This window comes from Colwellia sp. C2M11 (assembly GCF_018860915.1).
GTDB lineage: Bacteria > Pseudomonadota > Gammaproteobacteria > Enterobacterales > Alteromonadaceae > Colwellia.
Map to the genome: position 1 here is coordinate 64188 of NZ_JAHKQD010000028.1, position 23044 is coordinate 87231.

Annotated in this window: 16 protein-coding genes; 8 read left to right on the forward strand and 8 right to left on the reverse strand. The window is 36.1% G+C overall.

Annotated features, from left to right (window positions below; all coding sequences use genetic code 11):
* Positions 1-195: 195 nt before the first annotated feature.
* Positions 196-930, forward strand: a complete 735-nt coding sequence (locus tag KO509_RS08320) for an SDR family oxidoreductase (protein ID WP_215972820.1) — start codon at positions 196-198, stop codon at positions 928-930.
* Positions 931-1115: 185 nt separating this feature from the next.
* Here KO509_RS08320 and hflX read toward each other — a convergent pair whose 3' ends face one another.
* The 4 genes from hflX to KO509_RS08340 form a co-directional block, all read right to left on the reverse strand.
* Complete coding sequence (hflX, locus tag KO509_RS08325) at positions 1116-2456, reverse strand: GTPase HflX (RefSeq protein WP_215972821.1); 1341 nt, start codon at positions 2454-2456, stop codon at positions 1116-1118.
* 250 nt (positions 2457-2706) lie between these two features.
* Positions 2707-4578, reverse strand: coding sequence for a choice-of-anchor I family protein (locus tag KO509_RS08330; RefSeq protein WP_215972822.1), 1872 nt, complete (start codon positions 4576-4578; stop codon positions 2707-2709).
* Between the two features lie 238 nt (positions 4579-4816).
* Positions 4817-5866 carry a 3-deoxy-7-phosphoheptulonate synthase gene (locus KO509_RS08335; RefSeq protein WP_215972823.1) on the reverse strand — a complete coding sequence of 350 codons (1050 nt, stop codon included), beginning with the start codon at positions 5864-5866 and terminating at the stop codon, positions 4817-4819.
* Positions 5867-6032: 166 nt separating this feature from the next.
* On the reverse strand, positions 6033-6842 hold the full coding sequence (locus KO509_RS08340) for a pyruvate, water dikinase regulatory protein (RefSeq protein ID WP_215972824.1): 810 nt from the start codon (positions 6840-6842) through the stop codon (positions 6033-6035).
* Between the two features lie 170 nt (positions 6843-7012).
* Here KO509_RS08340 and ppsA point away from each other — a divergent pair, with 170 nt between their 5' ends.
* On the forward strand, positions 7013-9391 hold the full coding sequence (gene ppsA, locus KO509_RS08345; RefSeq protein ID WP_215972825.1) for a phosphoenolpyruvate synthase: 2379 nt from the start codon (positions 7013-7015) through the stop codon (positions 9389-9391).
* 65 nt (positions 9392-9456) lie between these two features.
* Here the strand turns inward: ppsA and KO509_RS08350 are convergent, their stop codons facing one another.
* Together KO509_RS08350 and KO509_RS08355 are read right to left on the reverse strand one after the other, a co-directional pair.
* Positions 9457-10167, reverse strand: coding sequence for a transglutaminase-like domain-containing protein (locus KO509_RS08350; protein WP_215972826.1), 711 nt, complete (start codon positions 10165-10167; stop codon positions 9457-9459).
* A 95-nt stretch (positions 10168-10262) separates the two neighbouring features.
* Complete coding sequence (locus KO509_RS08355; protein WP_215972827.1) at positions 10263-11003, reverse strand: helix-turn-helix transcriptional regulator; 741 nt, start codon at positions 11001-11003, stop codon at positions 10263-10265.
* 196 nt (positions 11004-11199) lie between these two features.
* Between KO509_RS08355 and KO509_RS08360 the strand changes: the two genes are divergently transcribed.
* Positions 11200-13284: an EAL domain-containing protein gene (locus KO509_RS08360; RefSeq protein ID WP_215972828.1), complete on the forward strand. Its 2085-nt coding sequence runs from the start codon at positions 11200-11202 to the stop codon at positions 13282-13284.
* A gap of 116 nt (positions 13285-13400) precedes the next feature.
* Here KO509_RS08360 and ybaK read toward each other — a convergent pair whose 3' ends face one another.
* Positions 13401-13868, reverse strand: a complete 468-nt coding sequence (ybaK, locus tag KO509_RS08365) for a Cys-tRNA(Pro) deacylase (protein ID WP_215972829.1) — start codon at positions 13866-13868, stop codon at positions 13401-13403.
* A 102-nt stretch (positions 13869-13970) separates the two neighbouring features.
* Here ybaK and sbcD point away from each other — a divergent pair, with 102 nt between their 5' ends.
* The 5 genes from sbcD to KO509_RS08390 all read left to right on the forward strand — a co-directional run bounded on the left by sbcD (position 13971) and on the right by KO509_RS08390 (position 22080).
* Positions 13971-15320 (forward strand): exonuclease subunit SbcD, encoded by a 1350-nt coding sequence (gene sbcD, locus KO509_RS08370; protein WP_215972830.1) that lies wholly within the window; start codon positions 13971-13973, stop codon positions 15318-15320.
* Entirely contained in the window at positions 15320-18904 is a 3585-nt protein-coding gene (locus KO509_RS08375) for an AAA family ATPase (RefSeq protein ID WP_215972831.1), read from the forward strand. The genes sbcD and KO509_RS08375 overlap by 1 nt, the downstream gene beginning before the upstream one ends.
* Before the next feature lie 104 nt (positions 18905-19008).
* Positions 19009-19935 carry a DMT family transporter gene (locus tag KO509_RS08380; RefSeq protein ID WP_252727456.1) on the forward strand — a complete coding sequence of 309 codons (927 nt, stop codon included), beginning with the start codon at positions 19009-19011 and terminating at the stop codon, positions 19933-19935.
* Positions 19936-20095: 160 nt separating this feature from the next.
* Positions 20096-20590 carry a peptidylprolyl isomerase gene (locus tag KO509_RS08385; protein WP_215972832.1) on the forward strand — a complete coding sequence of 165 codons (495 nt, stop codon included), beginning with the start codon at positions 20096-20098 and terminating at the stop codon, positions 20588-20590.
* Between the two features lie 161 nt (positions 20591-20751).
* Complete coding sequence (locus KO509_RS08390; RefSeq protein ID WP_215972833.1) at positions 20752-22080, forward strand: amidohydrolase family protein; 1329 nt, start codon at positions 20752-20754, stop codon at positions 22078-22080.
* A 321-nt stretch (positions 22081-22401) separates the two neighbouring features.
* On the opposite strand, the gene KO509_RS08395 is transcribed toward KO509_RS08390, so the two are convergent.
* Positions 22402-22761 (reverse strand): DUF2750 domain-containing protein, encoded by a 360-nt coding sequence (locus tag KO509_RS08395; protein WP_159820101.1) that lies wholly within the window; start codon positions 22759-22761, stop codon positions 22402-22404.
* Positions 22762-23044: the final 283 nt, after the last annotated feature.

Sequence of the window (23044 nt, forward strand, 5' to 3'; positions counted from 1 at the left end):
TATGTAGACTTTACTATCAGATGTCATAATTTAACTTCAATGTCTTTTAATCACTAATTGTGTGTTTTTTAACCGCGGTTAAATCTTATATAAATTTATAACGATAATTGACCTATTGTACCAATCGGTATAGAATTAGGTGCAAGTTACCGATTGGTACAACAGGTGTTTTTTAATTTTCAATAGGAGCAAAAAGTGGACGATTTAATTAAAGGTAAAGTAGCATTAGTGACTGGGGCTAACCGTGGAATTGGCAGAGCAATTGTCGACTCACTTATTACTAATGGCGCTGCTAAGGTTTATCTTGCTGTACGTAAGCCTGAGTCAGCTAAAGAAATTGAAGCACAATATGGTGATAAAGTTGTTACCTTAGCTGCAGATGTTGCTGATACAGCATCTATTCAACATTTAGCTACTCAAGCTAGCGATGTTGATATTCTAGTAAACAACGCAGGTATTATGCATATTACGTCACCATTAAGTGAAAATGCCGAAGCGTCGTTACAGGATCAATTCAATGTTAATGTTTTTGGTTTGATGCGTGTAGCCAATGCATTTTCAGATATTTTAGAGCGCAATAAAGGTGTGCTAGTGCAGTTAAATTCAATTGCTTCTGTTAAAACGTTTGGTGATATTGCGACTTACTGTGCATCTAAAGCCGCGGCATATTCGATCACCCAGGGTTTGAAAGATAAATGGTCTGATAAAGGTATTCGTGTATTGAGCGTTCATCCAGGTCCAATTGGTACTGATATGGGGAATTTAGCTGGTTTTGAAGGTGCACCTGAGGCAACAGTGGTTTCAGAGGCCATTATTACTGCGCTAAATAATGGCGATTTTCATACCTTTCCAGATCCTGTTGCAAAGCAAATTGAAGCGGCTTATCAGTCTTTCTCTGATGCGATTATTACTAGCGATATATCAGTGTAGAGCGTTGATTTAATCAGGATATTCTTTGATTTACACTTGTGTAACGCGAATCAGAGAACATTAAAAATCGATTAATGTAAATTAATCGATTTTTTATTGAGCTATTTTAAATCTTATTCTTCCAACGACAATAAAGTGCTGATAGCTAGGGGATATCTGCTATCTAGGCAATACTGACTGTTAACCTATAAGCTGAGCATTTTCTTCTTTAATCTTGCTAACTCAATGGCATTAGAGCGTACGGTGAGTTTAATATGATCAAATTCATAATCTTCTTTAGTCACACTCATAGTAGAGCGTATTTCACCAACGATGCCTTTAGCGGTATAAGGAATAACGATTTCTTCTTCAATCATTTCTTCTTGAGCAATGTTAACAATATATTGATGTAATTTGTTAACATCGGTCGGATTACGAGCTGATGTTAACATGGCCTCTGGAAATTCTTCCATCAATGCGTTTTGTTGCTCAATAGTGAGTTGATCAGACTTATTAAGTACGAGTAGTTTTTTACTTTCTTGCACACCAACTTCTGCTAAAACCTCGTGTACTACATCAAGTTGTGAGCGAAATGAAGGATCTGAAGCGTCAACAACGTATAGTAATAGTGACGCATCATGCGCTTCTGCCAACGTAGAATGAAATGAGGCAACGAGAACATGGGGTAACTTTTTAATAAAACCTACGGTATCAGAGACTAATATGCGAGGGTGGGTTACTGGAAATAAGGCACGAACAGTGGTATCAAGTGTTGCGAAGAGTTTATTTTCACCTTCAACATTACTACCAGTAATAGCGCGCATCATCGATGATTTACCCGCATTTGTATAACCGACTAACGCAACACAAAAATTTTCAGAACGTTGTGTACGTCGACCTTTCATTTCATCTTGAACGTTGACTAGCTCGCGTTTTAATTCTGCTAGTTGATCACGTACTTTACGGCGATTTAGCTCTAGCGTAGTTTCACCGGCACCTTTACCCATTTGGCGCTCTTTGTCACCACAGGATGTTTCACGTAGACGCGGTGCGACATAATTTAAACGTGCAATTTCAACTTGCAACTTAGCTGTTTTTGTACGCGCATGACGACTAAATATTTCAATAATCACGCCGGTACGATCGAATACTTCTACGCCCAATTGATTTTCGACGTTACGTAGTTGAGAAGGTGTTAAATCACAATCAAAAACAACAACGTCGGCACAGGCAAAGGGAAGGTTCTCTGATGGTATAGTAGTTAATTCATCGTCATCAAGTGAAACTTCGTTTTCTTCACTCATTTCAATAATACCTTTATTACCGGTGAGCTCAGCTATTTCAGCTAGTTTGCCTAAACCGAGTACATTAACTCTTTTTGTTGAACTTTGTTTTTGTGACTGGGTGCCAACTACTTTGAACCCCAATGTAGTTACTAAGCGCGCAAGCTCTGCAAGTGATTCTATTGCTTCATCACCTTTAAATTCTGGTGTACAAACAGAAATGAGTAAAGCGTGATTAAGTGATGCTTTTGCGGTTAATTGCATAATTTTTTGTTGTTAATGCACTGACTAGTGCAAACCTAATTTTTAATCTGAATATGTATTGATCTTACGCTGTTATCGCTTCGCTTTATAGGGGAGATAATGTTTATTTTAGTAGTCAGATATAGTTGCTATATTTAAAAGAGGTAAGCGTATTTTATTATTTTACTGTGTTGAGTTATCTTCAGGGGATAAGAACAAAAAGGATAAAACCGGTAAAGTCTTATCCTTGTATTTTGATTTTTTTATTCGGTTATTCAGTGATAACTTGATAGATGGTTACCGAGCCACTGACTTCATTACCAATAATCAGTAATGGCATTCCACTAGGACTTTGTTCACTCGGTACAAACGCGATACTTTCAGGGCCTAAATCACCAGCACTTTCAATCATTGTGCAGTCCATCCCTTCATTTGGATCACAAGGGTTATCTAAATCATCATCTAATTCAAAGTCTATGTCAAAATCACGATTATTATAAAAAGATGAAAAACTCACATCAAACGGATTAGTAATGTCATAAATGAATAAGTTTCCAGAGCGTTCGCTGGCTATAAAGCCATAAGTTCTTTCACCTATTTTTCCAACAGCAATAGCTTCAGGCTCGCCACCTTTATCATCAGATCGATTATCACCTTTATTTTCGGTATGAGCACTATTAAAGTTATTACCGAGTACTGAGGCAGAAACTTTACCAAAGTCATCACCTGAATCAAAAATAAGATTGATATTTTGGTCCCAAATTGAGAATGAACGAGCGCCATAGCTATATAATGCTTCATAAGTACCATCATTATCAGCATCGCCTAAAGCGGTAGTGACTTTTAATCGACCTAAACCATCGTCACCGCCACTGGCATCGTAAATTGATTGTAATTCGGCAGATAAACTTTTATTCAATTCTGTAGGATCAATGATATCAGCGACTCTAACTTCTTCTGAGTAAGCATCATAATCGCGAGAATCACCTTCGTTTGCTGATAATATAAAAGTTGCGCCATTCCATTGATACGCGGTGATCGTATCAGGTTGGTACATGCCAAATAAATTTGTAACATGTTGGAATGATGCGATTTCGTCTTTATTGGTAAAATCTAATTGAAACTCATCCCAATCTTTAAAACCTAACGGCTTAATTTCAATAGTATTTTCTTCTAAATTTAAAATACCAATAGCATTGTTTTCTTGTAATGATACATAAGCGGTTTTGCTATCGTCACTCACTGTTATATATTCTGGCTCTAAGCTTTGAGCAAGTGTTGTGCCTATTGGGCCAGCAAACTTTAATCCAGCTGCTTTTAATAGTGCTAATCGTTTCGCGTCGGTATTAAAGTCATTGTCATCAAGTAAATCACTACTAAAAGTGATATCACTCGTTAAGTTTATTGTGCTACTTAAATCCTCAGGTACTGAGTTATTGATATTGATTATTGAGATAGAACCTTCAGGATCAACAGAGTAATCATTTTTTGGTTCGCCTTCATTAGCAACTAATACTTTTTTTCCATCTGGGGTAAAGGTAAGCATGTCAGGTAGAGCGCCTACTTTAACGGCTTTAATAAACGAGCCTACACCTTGACTATTCAATTGATAAAATAATACGGCACCTTCTTGAGTTTTGTCATTAGCTTCGACCGCAATGGCTAAGTTGTTCTCAAAAATAGCAATAGAATTTGCCGCACCTAAGGTAATGGTCTCTCTTGTGTTATTCGACAGTAACACTTGCACTTCACTAGGAAAGTTAAAGGTAGTTGATGATAAACTAGTATCAGTAATTGGGTTGCCAACTTCTGTGGTTGGAAGGCTTACTAAATTAATTACTTCTATTTGGTTACTTGCACTATTAACCGCAAAAGCAGAGTTAGAGGCTTGATGAAATTGTACAATTTCAGCAGCACTTCTACCTGCTATTTCACTACCTCCGGCACTAAAGCGTCCAACTACTTCAACACTCACCTGCTGCGTAGCATCTTTTCCTGGAATACCTTGAGGTCCAGTAGGGCCTTGCTGACCGGGAGAACCTGCTATTCCGGCTTCGCCATTGTTTCCGTCATCACCAGTAAACTGGCAAGCAGAGAGAAGTGATATGATTGATAATGCTATTATTGATTTTTTTATAGACATGTAAATTCCACTTATGTATTTTTATTTTAAAACGCATGAGTGTAATCACATTAAATGACATTTTTATAATAAATTAATGAAGGAAATATTACAGCTGAAAAACAGGGGGTGATTAAGAAATGAGCATATTTTAATGGTGAAACCACGCAAATATGCTCAAAGAGTTAGTCTAGGTATTAGCTGATATATTTAGTTTAAAGGCTTAGTTCACTTGTAGATTGTCAACATGCTAACCAAATTACTGTTTTAGTTTTACAGCGTTAGCGAGTAAGGCTAATATATCTTCACTAACTGTTAAATCAATACAAGCATCGGTGATACTTTTACCGTAAACGAGAGGAACATCTGCTTTAACTACTTGATTTCCTGCTTCGATAAAGCTTTCGATCATAACACCAAATACACTGTCGCTGCCTTGGTGGATTTGTTCAGCTAATGAACGAGCCACATCAATTTGCTTGTTATGATCTTTATAGCTATTACCATGGCTACAATCTACCATAATACTTTGATTAAGTTGTGCTTTTGCTAGTTTTTCACAAGTATCTTTTATGTCTTCAGCACTATAGTTAGGTGTTTTACCGCCACGTAATATGACATGGGCGAACGGGTTACCATGTGTACGATAAATACACATTTGTCCACTTTTATCGGGAGAATAAAGTACATGGGGCACGCTTGCTGCTTGAATCGCATCTAATGCTATTTTTACATTGCCATCGGTGCCATTTTTAAAACCAACAGGGCAGGAAAGGGCAGAAGCTAGCTCTCGATGAACTTGGCTTTCAGTCGTTCTCGCACCAATAGCCCCCCAACTTATAAGATCAGAGATATATTGCCCGGTAACCATATCTAAAAATTCAGTCCCTGCAGGTAAGCCCATTTCATTGATATCAACTAGTAACTGGCGAGCAAGATTTAGCCCTTTTGCAACGTTAAATGATTTATCTAAGTCTGGGTCGCTAATGAGTCCTTTCCAACCTACCGTTGTGCGTGGTTTTTCAAAGTAAACACGCATCACAATCAATAATTCATTACTGTATTTATCACGTAATTTTTTTAACCGTTGTGCGTAATCAATAGCGGCTTTAGGATCATGAATCGAGCAAGGCCCAATAATAACTAATAAGCGCTTATCTTCGCCTGTGATTATCGCTTCGACTTCTTGTCGACTTTTCATAATAAAATCGGCGGTGCGCTTACTCAGTGGTATTTGCTCTGCTAATTCGGCTGGTGACACTAAGTTTTCAATTAAACTTGTGCGTAATTCATCTGTTTTTATAGTCATGGGATTAATTATTTTGTTGCATTATACGCAGCAGTTTAAAAAGTGATAAAAATCCTGCGTATAAAGTAGGGTATGTGGCTAAGATAGCTAAATTAAGGGGTAATGTGAACTATTTTAACAATTTAAATAATGGTTAATTACCTTTGTTTGTTAATATATTTGTGCGTTAGTATTTATATCTTTGCAGTCCTGTTTCATTTAGGATTTTAGCGGTAATCTCTTCTACTGAAAATTTAGTGGTATTAATAAAAGGAATCTTCTCTTTTTTATACAATTTTTCTACTTCACGTACTTCCATTTTGCATTGTCTTGCTGAGGCATATTTAGAGTTAGACATTCTACCTTCACGAATATCGACTAAGCGTTGGGCATCTATGGTTAAGCCAAAAAGTTTCTTTTTATATGGTTTTAAGAAGTCCGGTATTCTAAGTTCATCCATGTCATCATCAGTAAAAGGATAATTAGCAGCTTTAATTCCATACTGTAAAGCTAAATAAAGTGAACTTGGTGTTTTACCTGAGCGAGAAACCCCAACTAAAATAACATCAGCTTCTTCATAATTGGTGACATTTGAACCGTCATCGTTGGCTAATGCATAATTTACCGCTTCAATTCTATAATCGTAACTATTTTCTTGAATGCTATGTGTTCTATGCGCTTTAGGCTTAGCTTTCATATTTAATTTTTTTTCTAACGGTTCAACAAAATGCTCTAAAAAGTTAAATATAACACCATCACAACTATCAATTATTTCGCGGATTTCGTTATCTACAAAGGTATGAAATACCAAAGCAGGCTCTTTAGACCGAGCAGTTGCTTTATTGATTTTCTCTTTTGTCGCGAGTGCTTTTTCCGTTGTTTCAACAAAAGAAATCGTTTGATGCTCAAAAGTTGTGGGAAATAACGAAAGTAAAGCGTGTCCGAAGACCTCTGAAGTGATAGCTGTGCCATCGGAAATATAAAAAGCTGTACGCATTTAAGGTCCTTATAATATAGTTTTGAAAGTAATACTGAAAACTTCTAAGTTTTATATCATTTTTGGTTTTAGTTTCAATAGTTGGCAGTGTAGAATGTTCCCAGTTATAAATATAGTAGTAAACTTTAATTAGCTTTTTTATCTTTTTGTCGATTCAATGGAGAATTGTTGTGCAAGAAAATGTACTTTGGTATGAAAACTTGGGAATGGGTGATGTTGACCGCGTAGGCGGAAAAAATGCATCACTTGGAGAAATGATTTCAAATTTGTCAAACGTAGGAGTGCAAGTTCCTACAGGTTTTGCGACAACATCTTTTGCCTTTAATGAATTCTTAGAACAAAGTGGTATTAATGAGAAAATATACCAACTTCTTGATACCCTTGATGTTGATGATGTTAATGAATTATCAACATGCGGAGAAACTATTCGCCAATGGATTATTGACACACCTTTCTTACCACAAATGCAACAAGACATTGAGCAGGCTTATAATAAATTAGCTGGTGACTTCACTGACGATGCTTCTTTTGCTGTACGTTCATCAGCAACCGCTGAAGATATGCCAGATGCTTCATTTGCAGGACAACAAGAAACCTTTTTGAATGTTCGTGGTCTTGAGGCCGTTATGATAGCAATTAAGCATGTCTTTGCTTCGCTGTTTAATGACCGAGCTATCTCTTACCGCGTTCACCAAGGTTATGATCATCGTGGTGTTGCACTATCTGCCGGTATTCAACGGATGGTGCGTAGTGATATTTCAGCTTCAGGTGTTATGTTCACTATTGACACCGAATCAGGCTTTGAAGATGTTGTATTTATTACATCGAGTTTTGGTTTGGGCGAAATGGTAGTACAAGGTGCTGTCAATCCAGATGAATTTTATGTGCATAAACCAACATTAGCGAAAGAAAAGCCTGCTGTTATTCGTCGTAACATTGGTAGTAAAGCCATTAAAATGGTTTACACTGCATCTCAAGAGCATAATAAACAAGTTGAAATTGTTGATATTGATGAGAAAGATTCTAATCGTTTTTCATTAACAGACAATGAAGTGCAAGAGCTAGCTAAACAGGCTGTAATTATTGAAAAGCATTATGGTCGTGCAATGGATATTGAATGGGCTAAAGATGGTTTAGACAATAAACTTTATATTGTTCAGGCTCGCCCTGAAACTGTTAAAAGCCGTGAAAACACCAATGTAATGGAACAGTTCCAATTACAAACAAGTACTAATGTTATCTGTGAAGGTCGTTCTATCGGGCATAAAATCGGTAGTGGTGAAGCTAAAGTACTATCTTCAATTGAAGAAATGGATAAAATTTTACCTGGTGATGTACTTGTTACTGACATGACAGATCCAGATTGGGAGCCGATCATGAAGCGAGCTTCTGCCATTGTTACTAACCGTGGCGGTAGAACTTGTCATGCAGCGATAATTGCTCGTGAAATGGGTATTCCAGCGGTAGTAGGTTGTGGTAATGCAACCGATTTAATTAAAACTGGCGATGAGATTACTGTTTCTTGTGCTGAAGGTGATACCGGGTTTATTTACCAAGGTAAACTTGATTATACGGTTACCACGTCTGAAATCGATGCAATGCCAGAATTACCGCTTAAAATAATGATGAACATTGGTAACCCAGACCGAGCATTTGCTTTTGCCAAATTGCCCAATGCAGGTATTGGTTTAGCGCGCTTAGAGTTTATTATCAATAAAATGATTGGTATTCATCCAAAAGCATTATTAAATTTTGATAAGCAGTCTGCTGATTTACAAGACGAAATTAATGACATTATTGCCGGTTACGAAAGCCCAGTTGAGTTTTACATTGCTAAACTTACTGAAGGTATTTCAACGTTAGCATCCGCTTTCGCACCAGAAAAAGTGATTGTTCGTATGTCTGACTTTAAATCGAATGAATATGCTAATTTAGTAGGTGGTGAAGAATTCGAACCTGATGAAGAAAACCCAATGATTGGTTATCGTGGTGCTGCACGTTACATTTCAAAAGATTTCCGTGATTGTTTTGCATTAGAGTGTGAAGCAATTAAACGCGTAAGAAACGAAATGGATTTAACCAATGTAGAAGTGATGATTCCGTTTGTTCGAACTCTTGAAGAAGCAGCCGATGTTATTGATATTTTGGCAGAGCACGGTTTAAAACGTGGTGAAAATGGCTTACGTATTATTATGATGTGTGAATTACCGTCAAACGCTTTACTCGCTGACCAATTCCTCGATTATTTTGATGGTTTCTCTATTGGCTCTAACGATTTAACTCAGCTAACACTCGGTCTAGATAGAGATTCAGGGTTAATCGCTCATTTATTTGATGAACGTGATCCTGCAATAAAAATCTTATTATCAATGGCAATTAGTGCATGTAAAAAACGTGGTAAATATGTCGGTATTTGTGGTCAAGGCCCGTCAGATCATGAAGATTTTGCTGCATGGTTAGTTGATCAAGGCATTGATAGTGTTTCATTAAATCCTGACACCGTTTTGCCAACATGGTTATATTTAGCCGATAAGTTAGCCAATAAATAAGCGGCATTATTGTTAATGAATAAGGCATCACTAGATAACTAGTGGTGCTTTTTTTTTGATAAAAATTAACTTGGCAATCCATTATTACGTAAATTTTTCACATTACGATTAATAATATGTCTTAAGGCAATTCTGTACAGTAGTTTTTTAAAGCCCTTTAGATTACTGCCGTGGATATTATAAAAATCGTCAGGGGTGTCGAATATGCCAAAATCATCGGCAATACCTCCAGATTGAATATAAGTAGACTCAGTTGTTATTTCATTGTCGGGTTGCTGTAAATTCGAAACATTAATACCATAGCCGTTAAAATTTTTATTGTTTGGATAGGCTTGTTGTACCTGAGTTAGTAATGTTTTATCAATAATGAAACCTTCATGGTTTAGCCATACACCCTTAATTTTTACCTCTACCCAGCTATGCAAAATACGTTTTGGCGCAAGTAACATTAAGTCATTAGGAATAACGCCTCGTTGCAAAGCATTATAAATGGTAAAACCATGGAATTTACAGGGAATATTTAATGCTCTCAGTAAGGCCATAAATAATGTACTTTTAGTATTACATTGACCATAACCATCATTAAGTACATCACTAGCAGGTATGGCGTCATCTCGGTTGTAACCAAACTGTATTTCATCACGGATAAAATAGTATACCGCTTGCAGTGCTTGCTCTGGTGCTAATGTTCGCCAAGCTTTGTGTTCGATAAGGGCTTGAATAGTTGGGTGCTGATAGTTAAGTAGTTCACTGCTTGCTATATAGTTCGTTGTCATATTAACCTCTAAAATTTAACTTTATATTTCATTAATTTTTAGATAAGCATAACGAAGAGAAGCTGTGAATTATTGAATAAACTAGCTATGTTATTTTATTTAAAGCAACTCAATAATTGTTTGCTGGTCATGCCAAAGGTGCTTTTAATGGTTCGACACAGATGTGCACTATCGCTAAAACCGGTAAGATAAGCTGCTTCCGTTATATTTCCCCCTGTGCTAATTGCCTGAATAGCGCATATTAGTCGACGCCATAATAAATAAGGCCGCCAGGATACACCTAACTCTTTAGTGACAAGGTGTAAAAATTGGCTCTCTGAAATTGCTAACCAATTCGCGACATCTTTTGCGCGCCATTGCTCGGGTTTCAGACAATCTCCGGTTAAACAGCTATCTAGTCGCGCAAGTAATTTTAATAAATGCTTACTTCGGCATTGATAAGGATTATTTTTTAACGACTCAACTAAAAGTGTGTACTGACCAAGATTTGTCAGTAACGCACTTATGCTTACCTCTTCGCTGGGGATTAACATAGGCAAAGGGGGCAATGCCTTAGTCAATATTTGCGCTGAAAGTTCACGCATTGTGTTCCCAAGTTTACTCTCAGGCTCTGCAAGTATGATCCAACCTTCAGTCATTGATAACTGATGCACTTCGTTTGGCGGGATAATTTTTCCGGTTAATAATATCTCACCATTTAATGTGCTAGTTTTACTAGGAATACAGAGTTGCCATAAAGAGTGTTTATGAGGCTTGGTATCAATTGCTGTGCCATGAGCCATGACTAAGCCAGGTGACAAGTAGAAACAATGATGATTATTAAATGCTAAGGTCATGGTGCTATATTACGTAATAAGTTTTGTCATGTTTACTATACGGGATAATTCTAGGTATTAATGTAAACGAGTTAAGGTTACTTCGCAGGGAAATTATTAATAATGGAAAATAATTAATTTTCAACATAAATAGGCAGTTTTGACAATTCTAGACTAAAGTTAGGTTGTTATTAATATTTTAGGGCCCTTAATCCATATGGATTCACCTATAGATACTACTCTTTTAAATCATCAGTTTATAGTCAATGATCCGCTTCATTATTTATTTGATGCGGTAAAGGCTATTGCTGTGCAAGGTTACGATGAAGAGAGATGTGTTATTTATTGGAATAAAGGGAGTGAGTTATTATATGGCTATACAAGTGAAGAGGCATTAGGGCAAAAACTAGAAGATTTAATTATTCCACATGACATAAGGAAACCTGTTGTTGATGAAATTACCGTTTGGTTGCAAAAAGGCACTGAAATTCCTGCTTCTGAAATAACGCTACGTCACAAAAATGGTAAGGATGTCCCTGTATTTTCAAGTCATGTGATATTTACTAATAAATACAAGAATAAACAATTGTATTGTATCGATGTAGATTTAGCCGATGTAAAAGCCGCACAGGCACTTGTCATTTATAAAGAGCGCATGCTGAAAGCCGCGTTTGAAACAATTCCCGATTTATTTTTTTTAATGGATGAAGAAGGTGTTATTAATTATTACCATACCAGTAATAAGAAGAATTTATATAAACTACCGAAAGACTTTATTGGTAAACCAATGGGTGATTGTTTACCCACTGATATTGCTGATAAATTCATTAAACACATTAAAAAAGTGGTTAAACAAAATACAGTCGAGTGTTTTGAATACAAATTAACTATGCCTCAGGGCCTTGTTTATTTTGAAGCAAGAATAAGCCATTTACATGAATATAAACAAGTAGTGGTTATTATTCGTGATATTACAGAGCAGCACAAATCGGCAGAAATTATCAAACATCATGCCTATTATGATGCGTTAACCTTATTACCAAATCGTTTTCTTGCATTAGATCGATTATCCCAGTTGTTAAGAGAAGCTGAGAGAAATAATGAAAAAATAGCCATACTTTTCATTGATTTAGATGATTTTAAAAAAGTAAACGATACCTTGGGTCATGAAATAGGTGATAAATTATTGATTGAGTCTGCAAATAGGTTAAATAAGGTTGTACGTAAGGAAGATACGGTTGGCCGGTTAGGTGGTGATGAGTTTATTGTCTTATTGAAAGATGTAAATGATAACCTTAATGTGTTAACCGTTGTCGAAAATCTATTGAAATGTTTTAGAGAGCCTTTTAGTTTAGATGGTCGAGATTTAACTCTGACACTAAGTTTGGGGATTGCATTATACCCTGATAATGGAACAACTTCTTCTGAGTTGCTACGTAATGCTGATATAGCTATGTATCAAGCCAAATCGTTAGGACGAAATACTTACTCATTTTTTACCAAAAAAATGAACAAAAGCATGCTACGTCGGTTAGAAATTGAAGAGCAAATGCATGGTGCATTAGAGCGAAATGAGTTTGAAGTACATTACCAACCCAAAATTGATATAAAACATAATAGTTTAGTTGGTGCAGAAGCATTATTGCGATGGCATAACCCATCTCTAGGTAATATTACCCCAGATGAATTTATTCCTATTGCTGAACATACCGGGCTAATTGTACCAATTGGCAGTTTTGTGATTAAACAGGCGTTAAACTTTCTTCATCGGTGGCAGATTATTCAACAAAATCCATATACCATGGCAATCAACATCTCACCACGTCAATTTCGAGATACAGAGTTACTTACTTTTGTTGAAAATACGCTTACCACTGAGAATGTTAGCGCTAAAAGCATTGAGTTTGAAATTACAGAAGGCGTATTAATGAATGGGCAATCTTATATTCAGGAAGCATTAATTGGATTAAATAAATTGGGCATAAAGCTTTCTATGGATGATTTTGGCACTGGATATTCGTCATTAAGTTACTTACGACGTTATCCTTTTGATGTTTTAAAAATAGATAGAAGTTTTGTTAAGGGTATTACCATCGACAAAGCCGATCTGGATCTGGTAAAAGCAATAATATCTATGGCGCACAGCTTAGGTATATTAGTTGTAGCTGAGGGCGTAGAAACGAAAGAGCAAGTCATTATACTGCATGAATTAAATTGTGATTATTTACAAGGGTATTATTATAACAAGCCAATGACTGAGCCAAATTTAATTGCGTACTCAAAAAAACTATTATGCTTTTAATGAGATTACTTTAGCTAAGTTAATTATTAGCAATATCTAACTAAACATTTTTGTAAATAATTTGTTCAAATAAACCGTATCAAGGATTAATCTAAAGCTAATTTAAGTAATAAGTCTTAAGTTGAAATTACGGCGAAGCTGGCTTGGCTTAAGGTTTTTAAATCCTTTGGTGCAAGTGCTATTTCTAAACCTCGTTTACCACCACTAACATACATTAACTCAAGCGTTTCAGCACTGCTATCGATGACTGTAGGTAAACGTTTTTTTTGGCCTAACGGACTTACACCACCTAGTACATAGCCAGTTGTTGCTTCTACTCGTTTAGCGTCAGCCATTTTTACTTTTTTTACTTTTAATACTTTAGCAATTGCCTTTAAATTTAACTTTAAATTTACGGGGACTATTGCAACAGCAAGTTGATCAGTATCACAACAAACAACCAAGGTTTTAAATACTTGTTGCGCATTAAGGGATAATTTTTCTACAGCTTCCAGACCAAAGGAAGTGGCATTAACGTCATGATCATATTGCAGTACGTCAAAGGGGATTTTTTTTTGCTTTAGTTGTTGAGTTGCTGGTGTCATTTTCTCAATCTATAGTTTTTATTGTTAATCATTAATGGTTTATTGTCGCCTTTCAGGTAGAATTATCAACTATTATTTTCCTCATCATTAATTTTCCTTTTTATGCGCATTATTCACACATCTGATTGGCATTTAGGTCAATTTTTTTATGGTAAAAGCAGGGCTAATGAACACCAACAGTTTTTAGATTGGCTATTAACTCAAGTTGAAGACAAGGCTGTTGATGCTATTATTGTTGCCGGTGACATTTTCGATACCGCAACACCGCCTAGTTATGCAAGGCAAATGTATTTTAACTTTATAAGTAAGCTACAGCGATTTAATTGCCAACTTGTTGTATTAGCGGGTAATCATGACTCTGTCAGCATGTTAGCAGAATCAAAAGAGCTATTAAGCGCATTATCAACAAATGTTATCGCTAACGTCACAGATACTTCAATTTCTGCTAATTTAGCTGATCAAGTTTTTGCCATAAAAAATAAACAAGGCATCGCACAAGCTGTTATTTGTGCTATCCCATTTATCAGACCACGTGATGTAATAAAGAGTCAAGCAGGGCAGTCAGCCACAGATAAATCTAAGCAGTTGCAACAAGCTATTGTTGAACACTATCAGCGTTTATTTGAACAAGCTCAGCTGCTCGTTGCTCAACATGAAAAAAGCGATAACGGCATTAAGTTACCTATTATTGCGACCGGACATTTAACCGCACTAGGTGTAACCACCTCAGACTCAGTACGAGATATTTATATTGGCACATTAGAAGCTTTTCCCAGCAATGCATTTCCTGCTGCCGATTATATTGCGTTAGGGCATATTCATCGCGCTCAAAAAGTAGGTAAAACAGAGCATATTCGCTATTGTGGATCGCCAATAGCGCTTAGTTTTGATGAAGCTAAACAAAAGAAACGTGTATTACTTGTGGATTTTGATGAAAATAATCTATCGACGGTAACTGATTTAATTATTCCAACGTTTCAACCGCTAGCGATGTTAAAAACGACACTCGACACACTCAATCAAGATCTTGAAACACTTGTCTCAACATTAATTAGTGACGACAACGACAGTAAACTTTGGCTAGATATTGAATTAGCAAATACCGGGCTGCTAAGTGATTTACAGCCTAAAATTACCGCGTTAGTCAAAGACTTTCCTGTGGAAGTGTTACTTGTTAGAAGGCAGAAGCAAGTAAGGCAACGTATATTGTTAGAAAAGCAGCAAGATCACAGTACATTAAATGAATTAACGTTAGACGAGGTTTTTGACTCTCGTTTACAGCAAGAAGCTTGGCTCGATGATGGCACTATTGATTCAGAATTAATTGATACAAAGTTAATTGAAACAAAGTTAATTGAAACAAAGTTAAATAATGCAAAATTAACACGTAAAGAGCAGTTACAAACCTTGTTTAAGCAAACCGTTGCGCAAGTATTAAGTGAAGGTGAATAATGAAAATATTGCGATTACGATTTGAGAACATTAATGCGCTTAAAAATGCTTGGCAATTAGATTTTACGCAAGAGCCATTTGACTCTAATGGACTTTTTGCTATTACCGGTGCTACAGGTGCAGGTAAAACAACTATTCTCGATGCTATATGTTTAGCTTTATATCACGAAACACCACGTATTAAAGTGTCTGCGAGTCAAAATCAATTGATGACACGTTTTACCGCTAATTGCATGGCAGAAGTAGAATTTGAAGTAAAAGGTCAAGGATACCGTGCTTTTTGGAGTCAAAAACGCGCGAGAAATAAAGCGGATGGAAACTTATTAGCGCCTGTTGCTCAGTTGTCTTTGATTGATGGGACAATTATTGCTGAAAAATTAAAAGATGTTAAAGATAATATCGCCAAGATCACCGGTTTAGATTTTTCAAGATTTAGAAAGTCGATGATGTTATCTCAAGGGGAGTTTGCTGCCTTTTTAAACGCAGCGCCTAATGATAGAGCACAACTGTTAGAACAGCTAACTGGCACACAAATTTATGGTGATATTTCAAAACAAGTTTTTACTAATCATAAAGCGGCTGAAAAATCATTACAGTTAATGCAGGCTAAATCTCAAGGAGTCACGTTATTAACAACACAAGAGTTAAGTGATTTACAAGCACAAGAGCTTGAAATAGAAAAACAAAGTAATGAAATTATACTTGAACAATCAGTCTATTCATCGTTAAAAAATGTTGTATTAATTAATGAAGCTCATCAAAAAAAATCTATTCAAATAAACGATTTAATAATACAAAGTAAAAGTGTGCAGGAACAAGCCAGTTTAGGAAGAGCAACCCTTGATGAGTGTTTACTAGCACAAGAAAAAGAAGAAGTTGAACATAAGCTTATTGAAAATAAACTGATTGAACGAATATTACCGTTAGACAGTGAAATAGCCAATATAAACACGCAATTATCACAAGTTTTAGAGCAAGAAAGCAAACAAACGCAAGAGTTAAGTCAGTTAACATTAAACCAACAACAAACCCAAAGTAAAAAAAAGCAATTACGTGCAGCTATTGATGAATTACAAAGCTATACCAGTGAACATCAACCCCTTCTTCAAGTAAAAGAAAAACTGCCTTTATGGTCAAATCAAGTTAGTCAGCTGACTCAAATACAAGTTCATATTGATAATAAAACACAAGACTTAATCGCAATACAAAATAAGCATCAACAACTTGTTAACGAACAGAATAAACAACAAACGTTATTAAGTGATAGCACATTAAAAAATAGGCAATTACAGAGCCAACAAGTAGATCTTGATAAGAATAAACAACAATTAGTGACTCAAAACATAGCTGTATTAGATACGGCTGAATTAGCAGGAGAGTCACTAACTTCTGATAGTTTAAATGCTAAAATCAACCAGTGGCAACAGCAACAAAACTCTTATAGCCAAGCTTTTCAGTTGGCTAACCGTTATCAGATGCTTTTTCAGGAAAAAGCACAACTTAGCAATCAAAAACAATTAGCAATGCCCAAATTGGCTGAGTTGAAATCACAATTAATTGATTTACGGAAACAATTTACTCAGTTAAAACAGCAAAAAACTGATGTTGAAACCTTAATTGCTCAACAACAAACCATTATGGCATTAAGCGAACATCGGGATAAATTACAGCCTGAACAGCCTTGTCCATTGTGTGGCTCGAATGAGCATCCTGCAATAACTGAATATCAAGCGATTAGTATTGATACACAACAAATGCGTTTACAGTCTATTAATGGTGAACTCAGCCAGTTAGAAGAGCAAGGCAAATCACTAGCGCAGCAAGAAACTCAGCTTAATGTTGAGCTGAAAACCAAGGACGATCGTGGTCAAATGATTAAAGCAGAAGAAGCTGAGTTACTCGCTGCTTTTACTCGTTTGAATTTACCTCCTTTATTGTTAACTAATAACCAGCTTGAGTTATCAGATATCACATTAATTGAACAAGCATTAACAAAAATAAATAATGAACTGGAGCTTTTGCAACAATTTCAACGAAACTTTAATCATTACGTACAACAACAAATCAATATTGAGCAGCAACAATCTCAAGTCAGTCAAATATTGTTACAAGGACAACATCAAGCAGCACTTATTGCAGAAAAAATTAACCATAATAACCATGACAACAACGAACAAAATAAAGCGATAGAACAATTACAATCTGATCAAAGCTTTATGTACAAAAATTTATTTGCTGATATTCAATCAATGCAATTGCATCAATTTTCATCACATTTACATGATCGCTTAAATAAAGAGAGCAATGAAGGTTTGAGTGACAATACAGCCGAGCAATTAAATGATGTTATAGATGCAAATTCAAATGAAAATACTAATCTACATCTTTGCCTTAATTCGGGGATTTGGTTAGAAGAGCTAAAACAACAAGTCATGTTATTTGAACAAAAAATTGCAGAGCAAGAAACGCTTTCTAAGCAGTTATCTTCAGTTGAACAAGCAGATATATTAATCTCTGAACAAGTGCACCAAGCGGAAAGCCGTTTAATTCGTTTCAAACAACAGACAACAGAATTTAAACAGCAATTAATGAGCAAAAAAGAGTTACGCGTAACTGAGTTTTTTGCGTTGGGCTATATTGATGAGCAATCACAATCGTCTGAATTTATTAGAAATAAAATATCAGAAGAAGAAAAAATAACAAAAAATAGATTAATAACACTAAATAAAGAACAACAAGCCATTGAAGCTCGTTTACAACAGCTTTTAGGTCAAAAAGAAAGCGTAAATCAGCAATTATTAGAGCATGGCAACGCTAAAGTCGAGGCAGAAAAATTACTGGTTGCTAGCACGAAAAACAGTCAGATGAATGTAGATAAATTATTACTGTTATCCTTATCAGAAATTGAAGTTGAACTGGTAAACCTTAATGAAAAATTAAAACAACAGCAGTTGCATTTAGGGCAAATTCAACAAGCCATTAATCACGATAAAGAAAATAAAATTAAGCAACAACGTTTACTGGCTCAAATTGAAACTGAGCAAATTGCAGTAGATGAACTCGGCTATTTAAATGGTTTAATTGGCTCTGCTGATGGCGCTAAATTTAGAAAGTTTGCTCAGGGTCTTACGCTCAATCATCTGGTTTACTTAGCAAATGAACAATTGAATAAACTTGATGGTCGGTACCAGTTACAGTGTCAGCAAAGTGACACCTTAAGTTTAGAAGTATTGGATACCTGGCAAGGTGATAGTCTTCGTGACACTAAAACGCTATCGGGTGGTGAAAGCTTTTTAGTTAGTTTAGCGTTAGCGTTAGCCTTGTCAGATTTGGTTAGTAATAAAACCAGTATTGATTCTTTATTCTTAGATGAAGGTTTTGGCACATTAGATAATGATACGTTAGAAATAGCGTTGGTTGCGTTAGATAACCTTAATGCAAGCGGTAAAATGATTGGCATTATTAGTCATGTTGAAGCATTGAAAGATAGAATTGATGTACAAATTAAGGTTGAAAAACAAAGTGGTTTAGGTATTAGTTCACTTGATAAACGTTTTTCATTTACACCTGACATAACGGGTTAACAACCTGGCTTGAATTAACAAAATTAATATGTGTTAAAGCCAGTTAAAGCTAGCGTTGCTTAGTAAATTGTCTCTATTATATATACCTTAAAGGAACATCAGTCTTGTCTATTTCAGATCTGTTTACATCAGAATACACTTGGATTTATTTCACGTTACTTGCTGCTACTATGCAAGCAATTCGAACTGCTGGTCAAAAACAATTATCCGGTAAACTAAACTCTATGGCTACCACGGCAGTGCGTTATGTTTACGCGCTACCATTTGCTTGGGCATATGTCTGGTGGATGTTAGATTTTAGAGAGGTTTCAGTACCAACGCTCAATAATGATTTTCTATTTTATGCTTTAATTGCCTGTGTAAGCCAGATCATTGGTACTGCTTGTTTAGTTGCTGCTTTTCGATACAAAAACTTTGCTGTTGCAACAAGTCTTGCCAAAACGGAAGCGATACAAGTGGCTATGGTTGGCGCATTATTATTTGCTGCGCCATTAAGTCTCATGGGGTGGTTTAGTGTTATTGTTGGTGTTATTGGGGTTTTATTTGTCTCGAAGGTTAAATTTAGACCACGTGATTTCTTAACGGGCTCTGATGCTAAAATGGGCTTGTTTTATGGACTTTCGGCAGGGTTAGGATTAGCCATTACAACATTACTAATTCGAGAGTCTAGTTTAGCTCTTAATATTGATTTATTGGTGAGTGCAGCAATTACCTTGGTATTTATGATCACGGTTCAATCAATTATTTCTGTTATTTATGTTTATTTACAAGATAAAACACAGCTAAAGTTAATGTTAGCTCATTGGCGTTTATGCTTATTTGTCGGTATAACAAGTGTACTTGGTTCTATTGGTTGGTTTACCGGGGCAAGTCTGCAAAATGCAGCTTATGTCAAAGCATTAGGTCAAGTAGAGTTTTTTATCACACTGGCATTAACTTACCGTTTATTTAAAGAGAAAATCACTACAATTGAATATATAGGGATGTTGTTGATCATTGTTAGTGTTGTTATTTTACTGCTATGGGCTTAAATTGAGATAAAATACTGACTCTTAATTTATAGTGTTTAATGCTAAAATAAGCGCCAATACTTCGTATGAACGTTTAATTAACATTTATCCTGTACTTATCTAGTATAATACGAAGCCGAAATAGCACCAAATTCATTTATAAACCGTTAAAGAGAATTACATGAAAATTACAGATAAAACCGTTGTTCAGTTCCATTATGTTCTAAAAAATGAAGCAGGAGAAGAAATAGAATCTTCTCATGGTAGTGATCCTCTTGCCTACCTACACGGAGCAAATAATACTTTAGCGGGCTTAGAAAAAGCGTTAACTGACAAAGAAGCTGGCGATAAATTCAGCGTAACTTTACAACCTGAAGAAGCTTATGGCGAACGTCAAGAAGACTTGATTCAACGTGTACCAGTAAAACATTTACAAGGTTTACCAAGCAAAAATGCTAAATGGAAAGCGGGCATGATTGCAGTTGTTCATACTGAGCAAGGTCAACGTCAAGTGACGGTATTAAAAGCAGGGAAGTTTATGATCACTGTAGACATTAACCCACCATTAGCTGGAAAGGTCATAACATTTGATATAGACGTTGTTGATGTTCGCGCGGCAACCGATGAAGAAGTACAACATGGCCATGCACACGGTGTAGGTGGTCATCACCATTAGAACACACCGGCCAACTTTGTCTTCTTGACGAAAACTATATAGCTGCTAAGGTATTGGTAGCTATATTTTTATGCTTTTATAATTTTTTAGTTTAACTATTTTTCAGTTTAACTATTTTTCAGTTTAATTATTTAAGCAACCAACTTAGAGTAATACCAGTCATGACTACAACTACCACCACAGCACAAACTACTCGCGTTCTTAACACCTTAAAACACACCTTACTTTCACTATCGATAATTTCCTCTTTCAACCTATTGGCACAAACACAGGTGATCCATGCGGGTACTTTATTACCCGTTGCCGGTAAAGGTACGTTATCTAAACAAACCTTGGTGATTACCGATGGAAAAATTACTGAGATTAAAAAAGGCTTCGTTAACCCCTATGATATCAATAGAGACGCTCAGTTAATTGATTTATCATCAAGTTTTGTTATGGCGGGTTTAATGGATATGCACGTGCATTTACAAGGAGAATTAGGACCTAAAAATGACAGTCAATCTCTACGTATGTCTGATTCCGATGCCTTAATGCAAAGTATTTCTAATGCTAAAAAAACCTTAATGGCAGGTTTTACTACGGTTAGAGATTTAGGCGCAAGTGCAGAGCAAATTTTTGCACTACGTGATGGAATTGCTAAAGGTTGGGTTGATGGTCCTAGAATCGTTGCCTCAGGATCATCTGTTTCAGTCACCGGTGGACATGGTGACGTCGACGGATTAAGTCCTGATATTCTCGCTATGCGAACCAGTAAAACTATTTGTGACGGGCCTTTCGACTGTCGAAGAGCAACACGTCACGCTATTAAATATGGCGCAGATGTGATTAAAATCACCTCAACGGGTGGGGTTTTGTCAGATACCAATACAGGTACTGGCCAACAAATGTCAGATGATGAATTAAAAGAAGTGGTTAACGCCGCACATGCACTTGGCAGAAAAGTAGCCAGTCACGCACATGCAGCAGAAGGTATAAACGCCGCACTTCGCGCCGGTGTCGACAGTATTGAACACGGTAGCTATGCAAATAAAGAAAGCGTCAAGCTGTTTAAGAAATCTGGCGCTTATTTAGTACCAACCTTATTAGCGGGTAATACGGTTGTTGAAATGGCTAAACATAGTAACTTTATGTCTGAAGCAATTAAGTTAAAAGCGATTCGCGTTGGCTCTGATATGACAGAGACCTTTAAAAAAGCATATAAAGCGGGTGTTAAAATCGCGTATGGAACAGACAGTGGTGTTTCTCATCATGGCGATAATGGCAAAGAAGCTGTGCTAATGGCACAAGCGGGGATGAAAAACAGTGACGTATTAAAATCCGCTACTGTTAATGCCGCCGATTTAATTGGTATGTCTGCAAGTTTAGGGACATTAGCGCCAGGAAAAATAGCCGATATCATTGCGTTTGATGATAATCCGCTAAAAGATATTAAAGCATTGTTAGATGTCGATTTTGTAATGAAAGGTGGCAAAGTCATTAAAAACTAATTTTTAATGACGGTTGTTATTTTTAGTCTTTTAAATGAGCTGCTACTTTGCTACATACTTGCGTCATTCCGTAAGTCACTTTATACGGAATCTCTATCATTTTTCTCGTCTTGTTTGAGCTGGATATCAAGTTCAAGAAGACGAGAATAGCTTAATTGATTCAGGTTAGTTCAGGTGATTTCGTCATTGGCCTGCTACTTTGCTACATAGTTGCGTCATTCCGTAAGTCGCTTTATACGGAATATCTATCGTTTTTCTCATCATGCTATGACTTGTGCCTTAAAGTCACGCTGAAATAAAAAGTTAAGCGGTTGCAAAGTTTTATACGTATTTTTCAATACTGATAATAGCCTGACTGTAATCACTTAGTGCATACTCAGCGCAGTTATCCTCGTCACGCCAGTCAACACCAATCACCATTGGATCGTTAGATAAATCTTCTACCCAAAATTCTAACCAATCAGCAACTGTAATGGGTGCAACTACATAATCAGCCCATTCATCAGCAATATGTACGCTTGCTAATTCAGTTGTTGACCATAAAGGCATTACGTCATGCTCTTCAAAATTTACAGAATCAAGAATAACCCACTCTTGTGATTTAGGTTCTTGTAATCCGTAAAATGTTTGAGTGGTTTCAACGTGTTTAATAAATTGGTTTAGCGGCTCTGGTAATGACATGGTTTAAGTATCTTTAAATCAAAAAAGGGATGTTAACATAGGCTGTGTTAAACCCTTAACTAATTTTCAAATACAAAGAAGCCAGCTATATTAGCTGGCTTTGATTTAACAACTGCTTTTAATTCAAGCTTTTTGATTTAAGTGATTAACCAGTAATTAATCAGGACATTCGTTTATAAAGTATCTCAAAATAAAAAATAACACAGGTTAAATAGAACTTTGAGCGACTGTCTTCGTTAAAATTTTTAAGAAAAGGGATAATGGCATTAGCGTTCGAATAAAA